Source organism: Erythrobacter sp. S267, assembly GCF_057365045.1.
In genome coordinates this window covers 1,877,803-1,894,590 of record NZ_CP200298.1, presented here as the reverse complement: position 1 = coordinate 1,894,590, position 16,788 = coordinate 1,877,803, and the positions used below count along the sequence as shown (strand labels likewise).

21 protein-coding genes are annotated in these 16,788 nt (G+C 60.9%); 9 read left to right on the top strand and 12 right to left on the bottom strand.

Annotation, left to right across the window (positions count from 1 at the left end; all coding sequences use genetic code 11):
• The first annotated feature begins 33 nt into the window (after positions 1 to 33).
• Genes recR through AC0V6X_RS08955 form a run of 5 tightly spaced genes read left to right on the top strand, consistent with a single transcriptional unit; the run spans position 34 to position 3,257 of the window.
• Positions 34 to 630, top strand: coding sequence for a recombination mediator RecR (gene recR, locus AC0V6X_RS08975; protein WP_486185555.1), 597 nt, complete (start codon positions 34 to 36; stop codon positions 628 to 630).
• Positions 627 to 842 (top strand): hypothetical protein, encoded by a 216-nt coding sequence (locus tag AC0V6X_RS08970; RefSeq protein WP_486184219.1) that lies wholly within the window; start codon positions 627 to 629, stop codon positions 840 to 842. Before recR ends, AC0V6X_RS08970 begins: the two co-directional genes overlap by 4 nt.
• Positions 843 to 892: 50 nt before the next feature.
• Positions 893 to 1,456, top strand: a complete 564-nt coding sequence (gene def / locus AC0V6X_RS08965; protein WP_486184218.1) for a peptide deformylase — start codon at positions 893 to 895, stop codon at positions 1,454 to 1,456.
• A 20-nt stretch (positions 1,457 to 1,476) separates the two neighbouring features.
• A complete protein-coding gene (locus tag AC0V6X_RS08960; protein WP_486184217.1) occupies positions 1,477 to 1,773 on the top strand; it encodes a hypothetical protein in 297 nt (98 codons plus the stop codon).
• A 59-nt stretch (positions 1,774 to 1,832) separates the two neighbouring features.
• Positions 1,833 to 3,257, top strand: coding sequence for a DNA recombination protein RmuC (locus AC0V6X_RS08955; RefSeq protein WP_486184216.1), 1,425 nt, complete (start codon positions 1,833 to 1,835; stop codon positions 3,255 to 3,257).
• A 35-nt stretch (positions 3,258 to 3,292) separates the two neighbouring features.
• On the opposite strand, the gene AC0V6X_RS08950 is transcribed toward AC0V6X_RS08955, so the two are convergent.
• The 8 genes from AC0V6X_RS08950 to AC0V6X_RS08915 all read right to left on the bottom strand — a co-directional run bounded on the left by AC0V6X_RS08950 (position 3,293) and on the right by AC0V6X_RS08915 (position 9,280).
• Positions 3,293 to 3,661, bottom strand: coding sequence for a hypothetical protein (locus AC0V6X_RS08950; protein ID WP_486184215.1), 369 nt, complete (start codon positions 3,659 to 3,661; stop codon positions 3,293 to 3,295).
• A 133-nt stretch (positions 3,662 to 3,794) separates the two neighbouring features.
• Positions 3,795 to 4,601 (bottom strand): TrmH family RNA methyltransferase, encoded by an 807-nt coding sequence (locus tag AC0V6X_RS08945; RefSeq protein ID WP_486184214.1) that lies wholly within the window; start codon positions 4,599 to 4,601, stop codon positions 3,795 to 3,797.
• A gap of 49 nt (positions 4,602 to 4,650) precedes the next feature.
• On the bottom strand, positions 4,651 to 4,929 hold the full coding sequence (locus AC0V6X_RS08940; protein WP_486184213.1) for an HPr family phosphocarrier protein: 279 nt from the start codon (positions 4,927 to 4,929) through the stop codon (positions 4,651 to 4,653).
• A 3-nt stretch (positions 4,930 to 4,932) separates the two neighbouring features.
• Positions 4,933 to 5,361: a PTS sugar transporter subunit IIA gene (locus tag AC0V6X_RS08935; protein WP_486184212.1), complete on the bottom strand. Its 429-nt coding sequence runs from the start codon at positions 5,359 to 5,361 to the stop codon at positions 4,933 to 4,935.
• Positions 5,362 to 5,438: 77 nt separating this feature from the next.
• Positions 5,439 to 6,377 carry an RNase adapter RapZ gene (rapZ, locus tag AC0V6X_RS08930; RefSeq protein WP_486184211.1) on the bottom strand — a complete coding sequence of 313 codons (939 nt, stop codon included), beginning with the start codon at positions 6,375 to 6,377 and terminating at the stop codon, positions 5,439 to 5,441.
• A 50-nt stretch (positions 6,378 to 6,427) separates the two neighbouring features.
• The gene (locus AC0V6X_RS08925) at positions 6,428 to 6,877 is read right to left on the bottom strand and encodes an HPr kinase/phosphorylase (protein WP_486184210.1); all 450 of its coding nucleotides are present in this window, start codon (positions 6,875 to 6,877) and stop codon (positions 6,428 to 6,430) included.
• 9 nt (positions 6,878 to 6,886) lie between these two features.
• A complete protein-coding gene (locus AC0V6X_RS08920; RefSeq protein ID WP_486185554.1) occupies positions 6,887 to 8,401 on the bottom strand; it encodes a sensor histidine kinase in 1,515 nt (504 codons plus the stop codon).
• A gap of 81 nt (positions 8,402 to 8,482) precedes the next feature.
• The gene (locus AC0V6X_RS08915) at positions 8,483 to 9,280 is read right to left on the bottom strand and encodes a response regulator transcription factor (protein WP_486184209.1); all 798 of its coding nucleotides are present in this window, start codon (positions 9,278 to 9,280) and stop codon (positions 8,483 to 8,485) included.
• A gap of 384 nt (positions 9,281 to 9,664) precedes the next feature.
• Between AC0V6X_RS08915 and AC0V6X_RS08910 the strand changes: the two genes are divergently transcribed.
• From AC0V6X_RS08910 to AC0V6X_RS08900, 3 genes are all read left to right on the top strand, one after another.
• On the top strand, positions 9,665 to 11,293 hold the full coding sequence (locus AC0V6X_RS08910) for a phosphoenolpyruvate carboxykinase (RefSeq protein ID WP_486184208.1): 1,629 nt from the start codon (positions 9,665 to 9,667) through the stop codon (positions 11,291 to 11,293).
• 134 nt (positions 11,294 to 11,427) lie between these two features.
• A complete protein-coding gene (locus AC0V6X_RS08905; RefSeq protein ID WP_486184207.1) occupies positions 11,428 to 11,790 on the top strand; it encodes a hypothetical protein in 363 nt (120 codons plus the stop codon).
• 28 nt (positions 11,791 to 11,818) lie between these two features.
• Positions 11,819 to 12,373 (top strand): DUF937 domain-containing protein, encoded by a 555-nt coding sequence (locus AC0V6X_RS08900; protein WP_486184206.1) that lies wholly within the window; start codon positions 11,819 to 11,821, stop codon positions 12,371 to 12,373.
• 7 nt (positions 12,374 to 12,380) lie between these two features.
• Here AC0V6X_RS08900 and AC0V6X_RS08895 read toward each other — a convergent pair whose 3' ends face one another.
• Positions 12,381 to 14,012, bottom strand: coding sequence for an FAD-dependent oxidoreductase (locus AC0V6X_RS08895; protein WP_486184205.1), 1,632 nt, complete (start codon positions 14,010 to 14,012; stop codon positions 12,381 to 12,383).
• 132 nt (positions 14,013 to 14,144) lie between these two features.
• Complete coding sequence (locus tag AC0V6X_RS08890; RefSeq protein WP_486184204.1) at positions 14,145 to 14,510, bottom strand: DUF3597 family protein; 366 nt, start codon at positions 14,508 to 14,510, stop codon at positions 14,145 to 14,147.
• A gap of 104 nt (positions 14,511 to 14,614) precedes the next feature.
• On the opposite strand from AC0V6X_RS08890, the gene AC0V6X_RS08885 reads away from it, so the two are divergent.
• Positions 14,615 to 14,863: a hypothetical protein gene (locus AC0V6X_RS08885; RefSeq protein WP_486184203.1), complete on the top strand. Its 249-nt coding sequence runs from the start codon at positions 14,615 to 14,617 to the stop codon at positions 14,861 to 14,863.
• A gap of 5 nt (positions 14,864 to 14,868) precedes the next feature.
• Here AC0V6X_RS08885 and AC0V6X_RS08880 read toward each other — a convergent pair whose 3' ends face one another.
• Together AC0V6X_RS08880 and AC0V6X_RS08875 are read right to left on the bottom strand one after the other, a co-directional pair.
• Positions 14,869 to 15,552 (bottom strand): energy transducer TonB, encoded by a 684-nt coding sequence (locus tag AC0V6X_RS08880; protein ID WP_486184202.1) that lies wholly within the window; start codon positions 15,550 to 15,552, stop codon positions 14,869 to 14,871.
• 528 nt (positions 15,553 to 16,080) lie between these two features.
• A complete protein-coding gene (locus AC0V6X_RS08875; RefSeq protein WP_486184201.1) occupies positions 16,081 to 16,737 on the bottom strand; it encodes an alpha/beta hydrolase in 657 nt (218 codons plus the stop codon).
• Positions 16,738 to 16,788 lie beyond the last annotated feature (51 nt).

Genomic DNA, 16,788 nt, shown 5'->3' with positions numbered 1-16,788 from the left:
GTGTTCAACGCGCTAGCCCCTATCTCTCCCCCCATGGCATCGCAAGAGATCGAAGCGCTTTCCTCTGCGCTCGCCCGGTTGCCGGGCCTCGGGCCGCGCAGCGCGCGCCGGGCTGTGCTGTGGCTGGTGAAGAACCGGGATCAGGCTCTCCCTGCTCTGCTGGAGGCACTGGATGCGGTGTCCGAGACGCTGGTCGAGTGCTCCACCTGCGGCAATGTCGACACGCGCAGTCCTTGCGGCATCTGCTCCGACCACAAGCGTGATGCGAAGAGCCTGTGCGTGGTGGAAGATGTCGCCGATGTCTGGGCGCTCGACCGCGCGCGGCTGTTTCAGGGGCGCTACCATGTGCTCGGCGGCAAGCTCTCCGCATTGGACGGAATCGGGCCAGAAGACCTCAACATCGCTTCCCTGATGGAGCGGGTGGCGGATCGAAAGGTCGACGAGGTCGTCCTCGCCATGAACGCGACGCTCGAAGGGCAGACCACCGCCCACTACCTCGCCGAACGGCTGGAGCCGCACAATGTCCGCATCACCCAGCTCGCCCACGGCCTGCCGGTGGGAGGGGAGTTGGATTACCTCGACGAGGGCACATTGGCACAAGCGCTGCGGGCGAGGAGGCCGGTGGAGTGAGGTTGCGCCAACGCCTTTTCTCAAAGCTGCTCGGCCCCGGTGTCGAAAAGGAATCGCGCGAGTGGATGATGGAATGCCCCGAATGCGGACATGCTGACAGCGTATGGGAACGCGGCGGCATCCGCTACAAGGCGTCCGGCACCAAACATGTGCTCGCCAAGTGCAGAGGGTGCGGCGTGACTGCAATGCTCAAAGTCCACCGATCACCCTGATCGACTTCTCTCGCTTGCGAGCGCCCGCCCGAGCGACTAAATAATCACCCATGGCTATTCGCGAAATCCTTGAAGTGCCGGACCCCCGGCTCAAAACCGTGTCCGTTCCGGTCGAACCGGATGAGTTCAACGACGATCTCAAAACGCTCGTCGAGGACATGTTCGACACGATGTATGACGCGCCCGGCATCGGCCTCGCCGCGATCCAGGTCGGCGTGCCCAAGCGCCTGCTGGTCATCGACCTGCAAGAGCCGGACATGGACGCCGACCCAATCAAGGAGGAGGACGGGACCGAGCGCCAGCCGGTGAAGAACAACCCGCGTGTCTTCGTGAACCCCGAAATCCTCAATCCTGCCGAGGATATGTCGACCTATAACGAAGGTTGCCTCTCCGTCCCCGAAGTCTACGCCGACGTCGATCGCCCCGCGACCTGCACCGTGCGCTATCAGGACCTGGACGGAAACTCCCATGAGGAGGATATGGAAGGCATGATGGCGACCTGCATCCAGCACGAGATGGACCACCTGGAAGGCATCGTCTTCATCGACCACCTCTCCCGCCTGAAGCGCAACATGGCTCTGAAAAAGCTGAAGAAGATGCGGGCGGCGGCGTAATTCGGTTTATGAGTGAGTGGATGGAAATGCTATCTAGCGGCTTTGTGATCCTGATGATCCTGTCGTTGATCGCAATTCTCGCTGGATTCTTGATGGATTTTGCAAGACCTCCAGAGGATGCAGGCCCACCGCGGCAGGTAAGTCACCTCAGCAACGCACTCACGAACTTCGCTTTTGCAGCGCTTTGGGGCGTCTTTCTCTTTGCTGGTTGGTCGAGTGATCCGGCCTGGCTGACGCCTGGACTGATCATTCTTTCGTCGCTTGCAGGACTTTTTAGCTTGTACAGGCACTTCGCGGGCAGTCAGCAAGTCAACTAAGGCGTGGAAATCCTACAAAAGGCTGGTGTTCCTATTTTGTTCCGTGCTATAAATGCGGGATGGAACAACCGATTCTCCTCATTGTCGTTTTGATCGTCGGCGCTGCCCTCGGTGGCGGAGCCGCATGGTTCTTCGCCTCACGTCCCGTAGTGGAGCTGCGCGAGCGGCTGGCTGAGCGTGAAGGAGCGGCGAAGGAGTTGGACGAGAAGTTCCGCGCCTCTGTCACCGAACTCGCCACCATGTCCGAACGCGCCGCACGGGCGGATGGTTTGGCTGCGGAGCTCGACAAGGCGCGCGCAGAGAATGCCGATTTCAAAGCGGAACGAGCTGGGTTCGCCGAGCAGAAACGCCTGCTGGAAGAGTCCCGCGACAAGCTCCTCAAAGAATTCGAGAACACCGGCTCCAAAGTGCTGGAGGCCGCGCGACAGAAATTTGCCGATGAGGCCAAAGAACGCTTCGGAGAGGCCGAGGCCAAGAACAAGGAGGCCGTCGCCGGATTGCTAAAGCCCGTCAGCGAGCGGCTGGAGAAATATGAACGGCAGGTCGAGACGCTCGAAAACCAGCGGAAAGACGCCTTCGGCCAGCTTCACGGCCTAATCCAGTCGATGCGCGAGGGCCAAGAAGAGGTCCGGCGTGAGGCTCAGCGGCTCGGCAATTCGCTTACCAACGCGCCCAAGGCGCGCGGGCGCTGGGGGGAGCGGGCGTTGCAAAACCTGCTCGAACAATGCGGGTTGGCGCAGCACACCGACTTTCAAATGGAGCACTCGATCGACACCGAGGAAGGCCGCCTGCGCCCGGATGCGATCGTCCGCATTCCTGGTGGCAAGATGCTGGTGATCGACTCCAAAGTCTCGCTCAACGCCTATCAAGAGGCTTTCGAGGCAGAGGAAGATGAAGCGCGCGACCGGGCGCTCGCCGACCACGTTCGCTCCATGCGCAACCACGTCCAGACGCTGGGCGCAAAAAGCTACCAGTCGCAGTTTGAAGAAGCGCCCGATTATGTGGTGATGTTTGTGCCCGGAGAGCACTTTGTCGCCGCCGCACTTGAGGCCGATCCTGACCTGTGGAACTTCGCTTTTGACAAGCGTGTCCTGCTCGCAACGCCCACCAACCTCGTCGCCATCGCACGCACTGTGGCGCAGGTCTGGCGGCAGGATGGTCTTGCGCAAGAGGCACAGGAGATCGGGCGGATGGGGGCTGAGCTTTACGAACGTCTCAGCGTCGCCGCGCAGCACTTGAAGCGGGTTGGCGGCGGGCTGGAGACGGCGGTTAAGAACTACAACAGCTTCGTCGGCAGCTTTGAACGCAACGTGCTCTCATCTGGCAAACGCCTCGCGGAAAAGGGCGTCGAGATCGGCAAGCGCGAGATTGAAGATGTTCCGCTGGTCGAAAACACGCCGCGCTATAACGCCGCCGATGCGGATGAGGCCGAGGGTAACGACCCTAGCTTCATGTTGGAGGACCGCAAGGACGCAGCGGAGTAACCTCCGCTTCGCGCAGTTGAGCCTGCGGGGTCAGCCTAATCGCGCACTACCCGTTTGGCCCATTGAAAGAAGCTGTTCTGCGCTTCACGCAAGGCGGCAGTCTCATCGTGATAGCCCTCGCGATTGCGCTCGATGTCGTTCAACATCCACTTTGCCTGATGGCGGGCAAGCTTATCCTGCATGTCGCGCTGCCGCTTTGAAAATTCGGCATAAGCCGCAGGATCGGATTTAAGCTCAGCGTCCGACCGCGCAATCTGCGAGATCGCCAGCATGTCATGCTGAAACTGGCTGCGCAGCTTGACCAGCTCCTTTTTGTCAAAATCACCTTGGCGCGAAGTCGCGGTCACGAGCGACGTCTGCGTCGCTTGAGCTTTTTCAATCGCTTGGCGCAATTCGGTGGACATGGCGCTTCCCTGCAGATGTTCAAACATCGACACCAACTTCTAAGAGCAAAGTGTTAACCCGCCTTCTACAACTCTCTCCGGGAAAGAAGTTCCAGTCACGGTTAACCGCAGGGTGGTTAAAAAGCGCCCAAATCTATAAACCTGCCAACACCTCATAGGCCAGCACAGCTCCGGCGACGGCTGCGTTCAAGGAATCCGCGCGGCCCTTCATCGGCATGGTGACGCGCAGGTCGCATTGGGCTTCGTACTCTTCGGGCAAGCCTTGGGACTCGTTCCCGACGAGGATAAAGCATGGCGCCTCGTAAGGCGCTCCGCGATAGGACACTGCATCGCGCAAGCTGGCGGCGACCAATTGCCCCGGGCCGGAGCGAAGCCAGGGCAGAAACTCCTCCCACCGCGCCTGCGCCAAGCTTTGCGTGAAGACCGCGCCCATGCTCGCGCGCACAGCCTCGGCGCTGAACGGGTCGGCGCAGTCGTCGATCAGGATCAGCCCGCCAGCGCCTACCGCGTCTCCAGTGCGCAGCATGGTGCCAAGGTTGCCGGGATCGCGCAGGTCCTGCGCCACCAGCCAAATAGAGGCCGAGGCCCGATCAATCCGCGTCAGCCCCGTCTCAAACTCATCAAACACACCGACTACGCTTTGGCTATTCGACTTGCCGGTGATCTTGGAGAGAATGTCAGGCGTGGTCGTGATGACCTCTCCGCCCCCCGCCACAACCTCAGCCTCCAATCGGCCAATCAGATCGAGCGCGCCTGCATTGCGCTCTGCCCCTTCGGCCATCACAAGCTGGCGCGGAATATGCCCGCTGGCCCGTGCATCCTCGAGCAACCGCAACCCCTCAACCAGAAACTGCTCCGCCCGCTTGCGGTGCTTCTTGTCGCGCAGGGATCTTAGATATTTGACCGTGGGATTGGAGAAGCCGGTGATGTGCTTGCGCATGCTTTGTCCCGCTTGCTCTCAAAGGTCGACGCGGCTGCGCCGCCGACCGTTAGTCTTCGCCAAAGCCGTTTTCGACCAGTGCGACCAGCTCAGCCAGCACCGCGTCTGAGCCTTCGCCGCCGACGATCAGCTCGACCTCATCACCCTTTGCTGCACCGAGCATCATCAGGCCGAGGATCGATCCGCCGGCGGCTTCATTGCCGTCCTTGGCAACCTTCACTTCAGCTCCTGAAGGAAGAGCCGATACTGCGCCGACAAATTTCGCACTGGCGCGAGCATGCAGCCCGCGCTTGTTCACGATTTTGACTTTCTGCCGCAGCTCGCTCATCGCCTATTTCCCGCCGCTCGCGCTTTGTGGGGTATCGGCTCCAAGCAATTCGCTTGCCACTGTGATGTAATTGCGACCGGCGGTTTGCGCTGCCTCAACCGCCTCGACCACACCCATCTTCTTGCGCGCACCGGCGAGGCGGATGAGCATTGGCAGATTGATTCCCGCAATCACTTCCACTCGGCCCACATCCAGCAGCGAGATCGATAGGTTGGAGGGCGTGCCACCAAATAGGTCGGTCAGGATAATGCAGCCATTGCCAGTATCGACGGTCTCAATCGACTCAGCGATATTGGCACGGCGCTGCTCCATGTCGTCGTTGGGACCGATGCAGACGGTTGCGATATGCTCTTGCGGGCCAACCACATGCTCCATCGCTTCGACAAATTGGTCGGCGAGGCGGCCATGGGTGACGAGAATCAATCCGATCATGTGCGTTAGTTAGCCCGTATTCTTGCCGCGAAGAGCGCGTTGCCGCCCCATTCGCATTGTTCTGTTGACCACCGTGCCTATGACCTCTCGCGCGGGTTTTCCTCAATAGCGTCCGCCGCGCGCGAGCTCAGATTTCGGTGGCGGACAGTGGGGGAAAATCCAGCCTCGCGCAAGTCCTGCGCCATGCTTTGCGCCGTGAAGACTGAGCGGTGTCTCCCGCCGGTACAACCAAAGGCGATGTGGACATAGGCTTTGCCTTGCGCGGCATAGCGCGGGAGCACGGTCAGAAGCAGCGCCTTGATCTGATCAAAGGCGGTCGCAAAGGCGGGGTCGCGCTGGATATGCTCACCCACGGGGGCATCAAGGCCAGTGAGTTCGCGCAGGCCATCAACCCAGTGCGGGTTGTCGAGAAAGCGCATGTCGAAGACGAGGTCGGCGAGGGGCGGCATGCCTCTGGCAAAGCCAAAGCTGGAGACTGTCACCGAAAGGCCAGCGCTGTCCGCATCATCGAACAATTCGCGCACGTGGTTTTGCAAATCGTTGGCGGACATGGCGCTGGTGTCGACCACGATCTCTGCCCAGCGGCGCAGAGGCTCAAGCAACTCGCGCTCGGCCGCGATGCCTTCTTCGGCGGAGCTGTCTCCTGCCATCGGGTGGCGGCGGCGGGTTTCATTGTAGCGCCGGGCGAGTTCGCCGCTGCGGCAGTCGAGAAACATGAAACTGGCGTCCACGTCGTCGCGGGTGCTGAGCGACTTGAGCAGCGCGATAATCTCTGCCGGGACAAAGCCGCGCGTGCGAGAATCAAAGCCGATGGCGAGCGGGGCGCGGGCGCCTGCGGAATCGCCTCGCGGTTCTCCGACCAGGCGTTCAAGCAAACGCACCGGGAAGTTGTCGATCGTCTCCCATCCCAGATCCTCCAGCACGTCGAGCGCGGTTGATTTGCCCGCACCGGACAGGCCGGTGACCAGCAAGAGGCGCTGGCGGCTATCGGTGGAGGAGGATTGAGGTTCAGACATGGTCTCGATGCTTCTCGCGCTTTGTGGCGCGTAAGGGAAGCGGGTTTTTGTCAGTGGTCCCTGGGGCCGCCCCTTAGGCCATGCAGGCGCAGGGCATATTCTGCGCGAATGGCTGGGGCGATGGTGCCCGGTTCGAAGGGGAGGGCTGGAATGGCGAGGCCCAGAAAGGTGCGACTTGCGACTTCCTCAGGAAGACGCTGTACTTCCTCCCCCAACCGCAGAATGAGAGCGAGCGGGGTGGGCGGAGCGACAGGCAAAGTCACCAACCCCACGCCGCGCACTTCGATCAGGCCCTCGATATTGGGCGGCGGACTAGCCATCAGCACGCCATCTTTTGCGCTCAGCGTCACTCCATCATCGCCAATCAACTGCGCCCCACGGTCGATCAGGGCGAGAGCGAGCGAGGACTTGCCGCTGCCAGGCGGACCTTCAATCGCGAGCGCGCGGCCCTCTATTGCAACGGCGCTGGCTTGCACGATCAGGGAGGCGGGAGGGGCCATTTCCGTGTCCTATTGCGCGGCAGGCAGGCGGAGTTTGAGGCAAGCACCGGGCTTGCCGTCGCGCCGAGCTTCCGCCGTCAGGGTGCCATCATGCGCCTCAACAATCGCTCTTGCGATGGCGAGGCCGAGGCCTGAATGATTGCCGAAATCCTCCTCAGTCGGGCGTACGGAATGGAAGCGCTGGAACACTTTCTCACGGTCGTCCTCGGGAATGCCGGGGCCGGAATCGCTCACCGTTACGGTGACACAATTGCCGTCATTGTCGATCTCAACCTCGATTGGTGCATCTGGCGGGGAGAAGGAGACGGCATTGTCGAACAGGTTCTCAACCACACGCTCAAGCCGAGCGCCCACGCCTTTGACATTGGCTGCAAAACCCATCGTTTTCAGCTCTATCCGGTGGTCCTCATTCTCCGCACGGTTCTCGCGGCTGCCAATGATGGCGCGCACCAGCGCAGCAAAGTCGATATTCTCCAAAGTGGCTCGCGACATTTCAGCATCGATCCGGCTGGCATCGGAAATCTCGCTCACCAATCGGTCGATCCGGCGCACATCATGGGTGATGATGTTCTCCAGTTCGCGCCGTGTGTTGCCGTCGCTGACTTTGGGAAGCGATTCGACTGCACTGCGAAGGCTAGCGAGCGGGTTCTTGATCTCATGCGCCACGTCCGCCGCAAAGCTATCGACCGCGTCGATCCGCTGGCGCAAGGCGGTGGTCATGTCGGAGACCGAGCGGGCGAGTTGGCCGATCTCGTCCTTCCGTTCGGGCAGGCGCGGAACCTCGACTTCGCGCTCGCGTCCTTGCCGCACCTTTTGCGCGGCATTGGCGAGCAGTTGCAGCGGGCTGACAATCGTGCGCGCAAGGTAGAGTGAGAGCAGGGCGGACGCGCCGAGCACCAGCAGCACTGCGACCAGCAAAGCGGTGCGTGCGGAGCGGACGCTCTCTGTGATGTCGACCGAGTTGCGCACTGTCAGCAGTGTCGATCCGTTGAGGCCCACGGGCGCGGCTGCGGTGATGACCGGGGTGCCATCCTTCCAACCGTAGAGACGAATTTGGCTCAACCCTTCTTCGCGCGCCTGCACCAGTTCGGGCCAGGCATCCGCGCTCATTGCTTCGGGCTCGATATATTCGGGAACGGGCTCTGCGCTGACGAAGGCGTCGACCGTGCGATCAAGCCAGCGCGCGCTTCTTTGCTCCCAAGTGTCGTCCGAAATGTCGTCGAGTACGAAGACTGGCTCATCCAGTGCGAAGCTGTCCGCCCAAAGCCGGCCTTCCGCATCGAACATGCGCATCCGCATCCCTTGCTCGCGTCCGATTTGGACGAGCAGCGCCTCTTGCCGCGTGCGGCTCGCCCCGGCCAGCGCCTCCGCGGTGATCTGCGCCTCAATCCGCGCCATCTTAAAGCGCTCATTGATCAACTGGGTTCGGTAGGTGTCGAGGTAGAACAATCCGCCTGACAGCAACAATAGCGGCAGGATGTTGACCAGCAGGATGCGTGTGCGCAGCGATAGGCGCGCGACCATGCCGCGCCCTTCTTCTGAGCGCGCCACAAAGGCTGGATCGGCGCCAACCGCAGGCGGAGATGGATCGCTGGTCATGCTGCTTTAGCCGTCGTTGAAGCTGTAGCCTGCGCCATACAACGTATCGATCGCGTCGAAGTCTGGATCGACACTGCGAAATTTGCGCCGCATGCGTTTGATATGGCTGTCGACGGTTCGGTCATCCACGAAGACATCGTCTGGGTAAGCGGCGTCCATAAGCTGATTGCGGCTCTTGATGACTCCGGGCCGTGCGGCAAGCGCCTCCAGGATCAGGAACTCTGTTACAGTTAGGCTAACGGGTTTTTCGTTCCAAGTGACGTGGTGGCGCGCCGGGTCCATGAACAGGCGGCCACGGTCGATATTGGGATTGGCAGGCTCGCTCGATGCGCTGCCAGGGGCAAGGCCGAGGTCCGGCTCCGCCCGCCTCAGGATCGCGCGAATGCGGGCGGTCAACAGGCGCAGACTGAAAGGTTTGGCGATATAATCGTCAGCGCCCAGTTCAAGGCCCGCTTCCTCATCCGCCTCATCATCCTTGCTGGTCAGGAAGATGACCGGCAGCGGCGCACGCCGCGAAGTATCCGCGCGCACCTGCCGCAAAAGCTCCATTCCATCCATCTTGGGCATTTTAATGTCGAAAACTGCCAGATCGGGGGGATTGTCGAGCAGCGCTTTCAAGGCCGTCTCACCATCGGAATAGAGCCGCGTGACATACCCTTCCGCCTGCAGCGCAATTGACACAGTGGTGAGGATATTTCGGTCGTCATCGACCAGCGCGATCTCAATCGCTTTGCTGCTCGCTTCCTCTGAGGGCGAGTCCCGATCCGCCGCATCACCTGCCATATCGCTGATTTCGCTCATCATAATTTGGCGCGTTCCTCCTTGCGCATGCCAGTGAAGCTAGCGCCATCGCGTCCATGAAACAATCAAGCAGGAGAGTGCATCAAAAATAGTCGTCGAAAGGCCTGCAAAATTGTCATCGTTGTCATCACTTGGCTGTGCTTAGGCAAGGCGAATTATCACGCTTTTGCGCGATGAATTTTGTGCATTGCAGCGTGATTTTTGGCTGTTTGACGCCGGTTTGCGGCGACTATATGCGGTGTCTGGGAAAGGGATCTGAGCAGGCGCGAATCGCGCTTTACTCACCACAAAGCGCGTTCGGTTCCCCCGCGGCTCATTGCGATTCATTTCCGTCAGAATAAGCGCGCTATCACGCGCGCTCGGAACCACGTTTCAGGAGTACATCCGTTGACCGCGCCCCTTATTCCTTTGGCTCAATCGCTCGCCTCGCAGGGTATCGAAACCCAAGCCACCATTCACCCCAACCTCGGCACATCTGCACTGGTCGAAGCTGCAATCGCTGGTGGTGAGGGTCAACTCTCCGCGCACGGAGCTCTTGTCGTGCAGACCGGTGCCAAGACCGGCCGCAGCGCGAATGACAAATTCATCGTGCGTGATGCGTCGACTGAGGACACTGTTTGGTGGGGCAAGGTCAATAAGGGCATGACGCCAGAGCATTTCGCCAACCTCAAAGCGGACTTCATGGAGGCACTGGGCGGCAAGGATACGCTCTACGTGGCTGACCTGTTCGGCGGTTCTCAGCCAGAGCACCGCGTCAATGTCCGTGTCATCAACGAGCTTGCTTGGCACAACCTGTTCATCCGCACGATGCTGGTGCGTCCCACGGCTGAGGAACTCGGCAGCTTCGCCCCCGAATACACCATCATCGACCTGCCGACCTTCAAGGCAGACCCCGCCCGCCACGGCACGAATTCCGAGACTGTCATCGCGGTCAACCTGACCGAGAAGCTGATCCTTATCGGCGGCACACGCTATGCTGGCGAGATGAAGAAGAGTGTCTTCGGCATTCTCAACTATCTGTTGCCTGAAAAGGGCGTGATGCCGATGCACTGCTCGGCCAATATCAGCGCAGATGGCAAAACGGCGGTGTTCTTTGGTCTGTCGGGCACGGGCAAGACGACCCTCTCCGCCGACGCCTCACGCACGCTGATCGGCGATGACGAGCATGGCTGGTCAGATACGGCGGTCTTCAACTTTGAAGGCGGGTGCTACGCCAAGATGATCCGTCTGTCGGAGGAGGCCGAGCCGGAGATTTACGCGACCACGCGGATGTTCGGCACGGTGCTCGAAAACGTGGTGATGGACGAGGCGACGCGTGAGCTCGACTTTGACGACAACACGCTGGCTGAGAACACGCGCGGGGCCTATCCGATCAACTTCATCCCCAACACCAGCGAAGACAATCTCGGCCCGGTGCCGTCCAATGTCGTGATGTTGACCGCCGATGCATTCGGTGTGCTGCCTCCGATCGCGCGGCTGACGCCCGATCAGGCGATGTACCACTTCCTGTCCGGCTACACCGCGAAAGTGGCTGGAACCGAGATCGGCGTGACCGAGCCTGAGGCAACTTTCTCGACCTGTTTCGGAGCGCCCTTCATGCCGCGCCACCCCAGCGTCTATGGCAACCTTCTGAAAGAGCGGATTGCGAAGGGCGGGGTGCAGTGCTGGCTGCTCAACACCGGCTGGACCGGCGGCAAATATGGCGTCGGCAACCGCATGCCGATCAAGGCAACGCGCGCTTTGCTCAACGCCGCGCTCGATGGCGACCTCGACAATGTTGAGTATCGCCGCGACCCCAATTTCGGCTTCGATGTGCCGGTCCATGTGCCAGTTCTGGCAGCGGCAGGGATCGATCAAACGATCCTCGACCCGCGCAGTACTTGGGATGACAAGTCCGGCTATGACGCCACGGCCGACAAGCTGGTGCGGCTGTTCATCGAGAATTTCGCCGAGTTCGAAGCGCATGTGGACGAAGGCGTGCGTCAGGCGGCTCCAGCAGGTCCGGTTGCGGCCTAGCGCCAACAAGTCAGCTAACACTCTAAAGCTCCGCTCAGCTCATCGTAAATCGGTGTTGCAGGGCGGGGCTTTTGCTTTGACTTGCCCCTCGATTGCGCCACACTCAGCGGCACGAATCAAATGGGAGAGAAATTATGAGCATGCTCGACGGAATTCTTAAGCAAGTCGCCGGATCGCCGGACACCGTAGCGGACCTCGCACAGAAAGTCGGCCTCGACCCCTCGATGGTCGAAAAGGCCGTCGCAGCGCTGGGCGCGGCACATCCGGCTGAGGGAGACACTGTCGAACTCGCCGCGCAGAAAACCGGCCTCGAAGCCGGCGCTCTCAGCGGCATCATCAGCCAGATGGGCGGCGAGGGTGCTTTGGGTGATCTGTCGGAGAAACTCTCCGGCGACAGCAAGCTCTCCGGCATCATGGGAATGCTCGACCGCGATGGCGACGGCAATCCGCTCGACGATATTGCGGGCATGGCCTCCAGCCTGTTCGGTCGCAAATAAGCGCCGGACCTAGAGGGGGAGAGAGACCATGAGCCTTGCCGCCATGCTTCAGCAATCCGGCGCGATTTCCTCAATGGCGAGGGAATTGGGCGTCGATGAAGGCACTGCCAAGACCGCTGCGGGCGCTCTGCTCCCTGCGATTGTCGCTGGGATGGGCCGCAGCGCCACCGGCGGGACAGAGACACCCGATCCGCTCGGCGGTCTGGGTGGTCTTGCAGGTGCGATCCTGGGCGGAGGCTCGCAGTCTCAAAGCTCAGGCGGCGGCCTTGCAGGAGCGCTGGGCGGAGGGCTGCTCGATGCGGTTCTAGGCTCCAGCCCCACGCCAACGGCGCCCGGCAACGACATTCTCGGCAACATCTTTGGCAGCAAGGATGTGAGCCGTTCGGTCGCAGGTGAGGTTGCGGCCATGACAGGTCTGGACGAAGGGATGCTCAAAAAGATGCTCCCGATCCTCGCCATGGCGGTTGCTGGCTATATGGCCAAGGAAGCCGGGATTGGATCAGGCGGCAGCTCTGGTGGCGGGGGCGGAAGTCCCCTCGGCGGTATCCTCGGCTCAATCGTCACCGGCATGATTTCGCGCTGAACGAGCTCTACCGCTTTAGACCGTCGAGATAGCTCCAGATCCGGCTCACCACGACGGAGCCTTCGCCGACCGCGCTAGCGACGCGCTTGACGGAGCCTGCGCGCATATCTCCGACCGCGAAGATACCATCCGTGCCGGTCTCGAACGGGCTTTCGCGCTCTGCCTGTGCGCCGGTAATGACAAAGCCCTTATCGTCGGTTTCGACCAGGCCAGAGAGCCAGCCGGTGTTGGGTGCAGCGCCGATCATGATGAAGAGCGCGCGTGTGTCGACGCGGCGTTCTCCCTCGGGGGAGGTGCCATTAGAAGACGTGAATGTGACGCCGCTGAGCCACTCCTCGCCATGCAGCTCGGTCACGCGGGTGTTGTAATGGATCGTGGCGCGCGGATCGGCTTCGAGGCGCTGAGTGAGGTAGCTCGACATGGACGCCGCCAGACTGTCCGAACGCACCACCAGATGCACATGGCTCGCTGCGCGGCTGAGATACATGGCGGCTTGTCCGGCAGAGTTCCCACCGCCAATGACCACTGCCTCGGTGTTGGCGCAGAAGCGCGCTTCCATCTCGGTCGCGGAGTAGAACACACCCGCGCCTTCCAAGTCTTCAAGTCGTTCCAGCGGCAGGCGGCGATATTGCACACCGGTGCTGACCAGCACTGCCTTGGCGCAGATCTCGTCTCCTCCATCCAGTGTCGCACAAAAACTGCCGTCCTCACGCCGGGTGAGCGTCTCGACCCGGCGCGGCATGATGAAGCGTGTGCCGAATTTCATCGCCTGAATCTGCCCGCGCCAGGTCAGGTCGGTGCCGCTGATCCCGGTGGGGAAACCCATGTAATTCTCGATCCGGCTCGAAGTGCCTGCCTGTCCGCCGACCGCCGTATCCTCAATCACAAGGGCATCGAGCCCCTCGGACCCGGCATAGACTGCTGCTGCGACACCTGCTGGTCCTCCGCCTACGATCAACAGGTCGAAGTCACGCTGCGAACAGATGTCGAGATCAAGGCCGAGATATTGCGCAACCTTGCGCGGGGTGGGGTCTTCGAGCTTCGTGTCGCGGCCAAGGATCACTGAGGGTTGGTGGTTCGAGATGTCGCAAACTTGCAGCGTCTCGCTATCGCCTGCATCCATGTCGTAGCTGGAGAAGGGCAGACGGTTGCGCGACAGGAATTGCTCGACCGCCTGCACCTTCGCATCGCGGTCCGCGCCGATGATCTTCACTGAGCCGTTGGAGGCTTCGAACTGCATGCGCCGTCTCGCGGAGAACACCGTGATGATGTGGTCCGAGAGCTCTGGAACGCGGCTCATAAGATCGAGCATGGCAGCGCGCGGAGCTTCGATGACGCGAGTGTCTTGGGCAGCGCGCATCTTCAGATAGTGTGTCCCGCGGTTGAGGAAGCCGATCTCCCCCATGAACTGCGTTGGCCCTAGCGAGGATTCGAGCAGGCGCTCGCCCGTATATTGGTTCACCACCTCAATCTCGCCCTCGAGGACGTAAACGAAAGTGTCCATCCGATCGCCGATATCTGCGACGATGGTGCCCGCGGGATAGGTTTTCTCCGCGCCGATCTCGCAAATTGCATCAACGTGGGCCTCTGCCAGAGGCACGCGCCGCATGGTTTCAAGATCTTGGCCAAGCTGTTCCATCGCGCGTCTCCTATCGGGTGTTGGGGTAGAGATGGGGGCTGGGGTGCGCGTTGCAATGCGGCCCAGAAACGCAACACGCCGCCAAATCCCTTGGGGACCTGACGGCGTGTCAATTTCATCTCTGACCTGCGCTTACTTCAGATCGTCGGGTACGACCCCGCCAGCTTCTGCCATCTTGGCAAGGACAGCTGCGTGCAGAGCGATATTATCCTCCGCGCTGCCTGAATAGTCGGTGTTGCCCATCTCAACCGCGAGCGCTTTGCGATTGTCATAGCTCGGATCAATCCGCACCAGCTTCATCAGGTCGACGATTGACGTCTTCCAATTCAGCTTGTCCGAACCTGGAATGTTGCCGATGCGCGCTTCAAGGTCTTCTGCCGTGATTGAGGCGCGCTTGGCCGTCTTCTGCGGAGCTGCTGCCGGTGCCGGAGCGGCTTCCGTCTTCTCTTCCTCATCCCCGCCAAAAATTGCGTCGCTGATTGTGCTAAAAATTCCCACTGATTCCCTCCTTTGTGTGAAATGCCACTAGAGGCTAGACGCAAGCGGTCACTTGTACCAGTGCTGTTGCGCATCAGCTTGCAAGCAAGGGAACTCAACCTTTCATGTCGACCGATCTCGTTCTTTCGATCTTGATGCTCGCCGCCTTTGCCTTGGTTGCAGGGGCTTTCCTGCTGTGGCGACAGACGGGCGATAAGAAGCGCCCGATCCTGATGGTGATCTTGGCGTTCGTGGCGATTGCCAATGTGCTGATCTGGACGATTCCCACTTCGGACGGCACTTCCCCGCTCGACCGCGCCGCTGAAATTGAGGATGACTTAATTCAAGACGGGGAGACCGAAGCGGGGAATTAGTCCAGTTACTCAGGAATGCTCCAATTGACCGAGCTTGAGTAACTGCCAGCGACCGCCGCTCCGGACGAATCGCGCGCTGGCTCAAACCGCGCACGGCGTTCAAGCAAGCGGCAGGTTGCAGCATCCAGCGCGCTATGGCCGGTTGAACGGGTGATCGAGCAATTGGTTACCCGCCCACGTGCATCCAGCGATAGGGTGAACCCTGCGACGCCTTCATAGCCGCGCGTGATCCAGCTGCCGCGATAATCGTCATTGGTAATCCAGGTGCCCGGATTGCCGCTGGGCGCGGCGCGCACCGGATCGAAGCTGGGGGTGATGGGCGGGAGGCTGATCGTGCCCACGCCATCAACTCCACCGCCTGTGCCACCTGGTGGCAGAGTGATGGGCCCGCTGGTGTTGACGTTGATCGTCACAGGACCCTGCGGAGGCAGCGGTGGTGTGATCACTTGAGGATCTTGCACGCTTGCCGTCTGGTTGGAACTGACCGGATCACTCGTAGGCTTGGGATCGGGGGGTGTTTCAATCGGTTCGATCGGGACGAAGACGCCTGTGGGATTGTCTGGCTCCTCCACGACGATGTGCTTGATCGCGAAGCCTGCGATAAACAGTGCTCCAATCGCGCCGGGGATGGCCAGGGCCCCAACAGCAGCGAGGGGGTTCGCGCGGTTGGCTGTGGTCGCGTAACTCATGGAAAATCTCCTCTCATGATGTGCGATGAGTGGAGGCTTGCACGAGTTGTTGCGAGTGACAAGCAATATCGAGTTGCGTTCAGGGACGGGTCGCTGATGGCAACGTATTAATATTGCTTGAGTTTATTGTTTTTGGTGCGGGAGGGTTTTGTTTTGCGCCCTCAAGCGCCGGGCGGCGGGAGTTGTTTGTCTCATGCACCCACATCCGTGGGTGCGTCCTCGCTAGGCGTCCTCCGCTTGCGCTGCGGACCCGCTGCGGGCGGCCGGTCGGCCTTTGGCTCGCCTGGTCAGCTCGCGATCACTTCTCCCCGCTGCCCTCTCGTCCAGCCGCCTGGTGCCACGCCTCCACATTGCGCCCAGCCGCTCGGGTAGCGCCAGCACGGTCTGCGACCAGCAGACCGCGAGCGCACGCGCGCGAGCCGCAGGTGCCCCGAACCCCGGACTTGATCCGGGGGAAGGGAATAGCACCGAGGACGAAGGCGCGGATGCGCCTTCAAAATGAAAAGGAAGATCAAGCGATCCGAAGGATCACTTGATCGGACAATCCGGCGAGAGGCGGAAGTCGAGGTAGTTGTCGACGCTCGCCATCATCTCTTCCATTTCGTTTTCGAAGAAGTGGTTCGCACGCGGGATTTCGTCATGGTGGATCGTGATGTGCTTTTGCGTGCGCAGCTTGTCGACCAGCTTTTGCACAGCGCTCGGCTGGACTACGGTATCCGCTGCGCCTTGCACGAAGATGCCCGAAGCGGGGCAGGGCGCAAGGAAGCTGAAATCGTACATGTTGGCAGGCGGAGCGATGGAGATGAAACCGCGCACTTCGGGACGACGCATCAGCAATTGCATGCCGATCAGCGCGCCGAACGAATATCCCGCAACCCAGGTCGTCTGCGCCTCTGGGTGGATCGACTGCACCCAGTCGAGTGCGGATGCCGCGTCAGACAGTTCACCGATCCCGTTGTCGAAACTGCCCTGGCTGCGGCCCACTCCGCGAAAGTTGAATCGCAAGGTTGCAAAGCCACGATCCGTGAAGGTCTTGTAGAGCCGCTGGACGATCCGGTCATTCATCGTGCCCCCGCCTTCGGGGTGCGGATGGAGGATCATGGCCACCGGAGCGCGCGGGCGCGGGGGCGGAGAAAAACGGCCTTCGAGGCGGCCTTCAGGGCCGGGAAAGATGACTGAGGGCATCGGGAACCTTTGCAAGAGAGAAGAGGGCAACACGCCGGGTGGCGCGCGCGC

Bases quoted from the DNA above. Each gene is read 5' to 3' on its own strand.
- AC0V6X_RS08875 (WP_486184201.1), bottom strand. From the start codon at position 16,737: ATGCCCTCAGTCATCTTTCCCGGCCCTGAAGGCCGCCTCGAAGGCCGT.
- AC0V6X_RS08905 (WP_486184207.1), top strand. From the start codon at position 11,428: ATGAGCATGCTCGACGGAATTCTTAAGCAAGTCGCCGGATCGCCGGAC.
- def (WP_486184218.1), top strand. From the start codon at position 893: ATGGCTATTCGCGAAATCCTTGAAGTGCCGGACCCCCGGCTCAAAACC.
- AC0V6X_RS08925 (WP_486184210.1), bottom strand. From the start codon at position 6,877: ATGGCCCCTCCCGCCTCCCTGATCGTGCAAGCCAGCGCCGTTGCAATA.
- AC0V6X_RS08940 (WP_486184213.1), bottom strand. From the start codon at position 4,929: ATGAGCGAGCTGCGGCAGAAAGTCAAAATCGTGAACAAGCGCGGGCTG.
- AC0V6X_RS08895 (WP_486184205.1), bottom strand. From the start codon at position 14,012: ATGGAACAGCTTGGCCAAGATCTTGAAACCATGCGGCGCGTGCCTCTG.
- AC0V6X_RS08920 (WP_486185554.1), bottom strand. From the start codon at position 8,401: ATGGTCGCGCGCCTATCGCTGCGCACACGCATCCTGCTGGTCAACATC.
- rapZ (WP_486184211.1), bottom strand. From the start codon at position 6,377: ATGTCTGAACCTCAATCCTCCTCCACCGATAGCCGCCAGCGCCTCTTG.
- AC0V6X_RS08885 (WP_486184203.1), top strand. From the start codon at position 14,615: ATGTCGACCGATCTCGTTCTTTCGATCTTGATGCTCGCCGCCTTTGCC.
- AC0V6X_RS08955 (WP_486184216.1), top strand. From the start codon at position 1,833: ATGGAACAACCGATTCTCCTCATTGTCGTTTTGATCGTCGGCGCTGCC.
- AC0V6X_RS08915 (WP_486184209.1), bottom strand. From the start codon at position 9,280: ATGATGAGCGAAATCAGCGATATGGCAGGTGATGCGGCGGATCGGGAC.
- AC0V6X_RS08950 (WP_486184215.1), bottom strand. From the start codon at position 3,661: ATGTCCACCGAATTGCGCCAAGCGATTGAAAAAGCTCAAGCGACGCAG.
- AC0V6X_RS08900 (WP_486184206.1), top strand. From the start codon at position 11,819: ATGAGCCTTGCCGCCATGCTTCAGCAATCCGGCGCGATTTCCTCAATG.
- AC0V6X_RS08960 (WP_486184217.1), top strand. From the start codon at position 1,477: ATGGAAATGCTATCTAGCGGCTTTGTGATCCTGATGATCCTGTCGTTG.
- AC0V6X_RS08880 (WP_486184202.1), bottom strand. From the start codon at position 15,552: ATGAGTTACGCGACCACAGCCAACCGCGCGAACCCCCTCGCTGCTGTT.
- recR (WP_486185555.1), top strand. From the start codon at position 34: ATGGCATCGCAAGAGATCGAAGCGCTTTCCTCTGCGCTCGCCCGGTTG.
- AC0V6X_RS08945 (WP_486184214.1), bottom strand. From the start codon at position 4,601: ATGCGCAAGCACATCACCGGCTTCTCCAATCCCACGGTCAAATATCTA.
- AC0V6X_RS08935 (WP_486184212.1), bottom strand. From the start codon at position 5,361: ATGATCGGATTGATTCTCGTCACCCATGGCCGCCTCGCCGACCAATTT.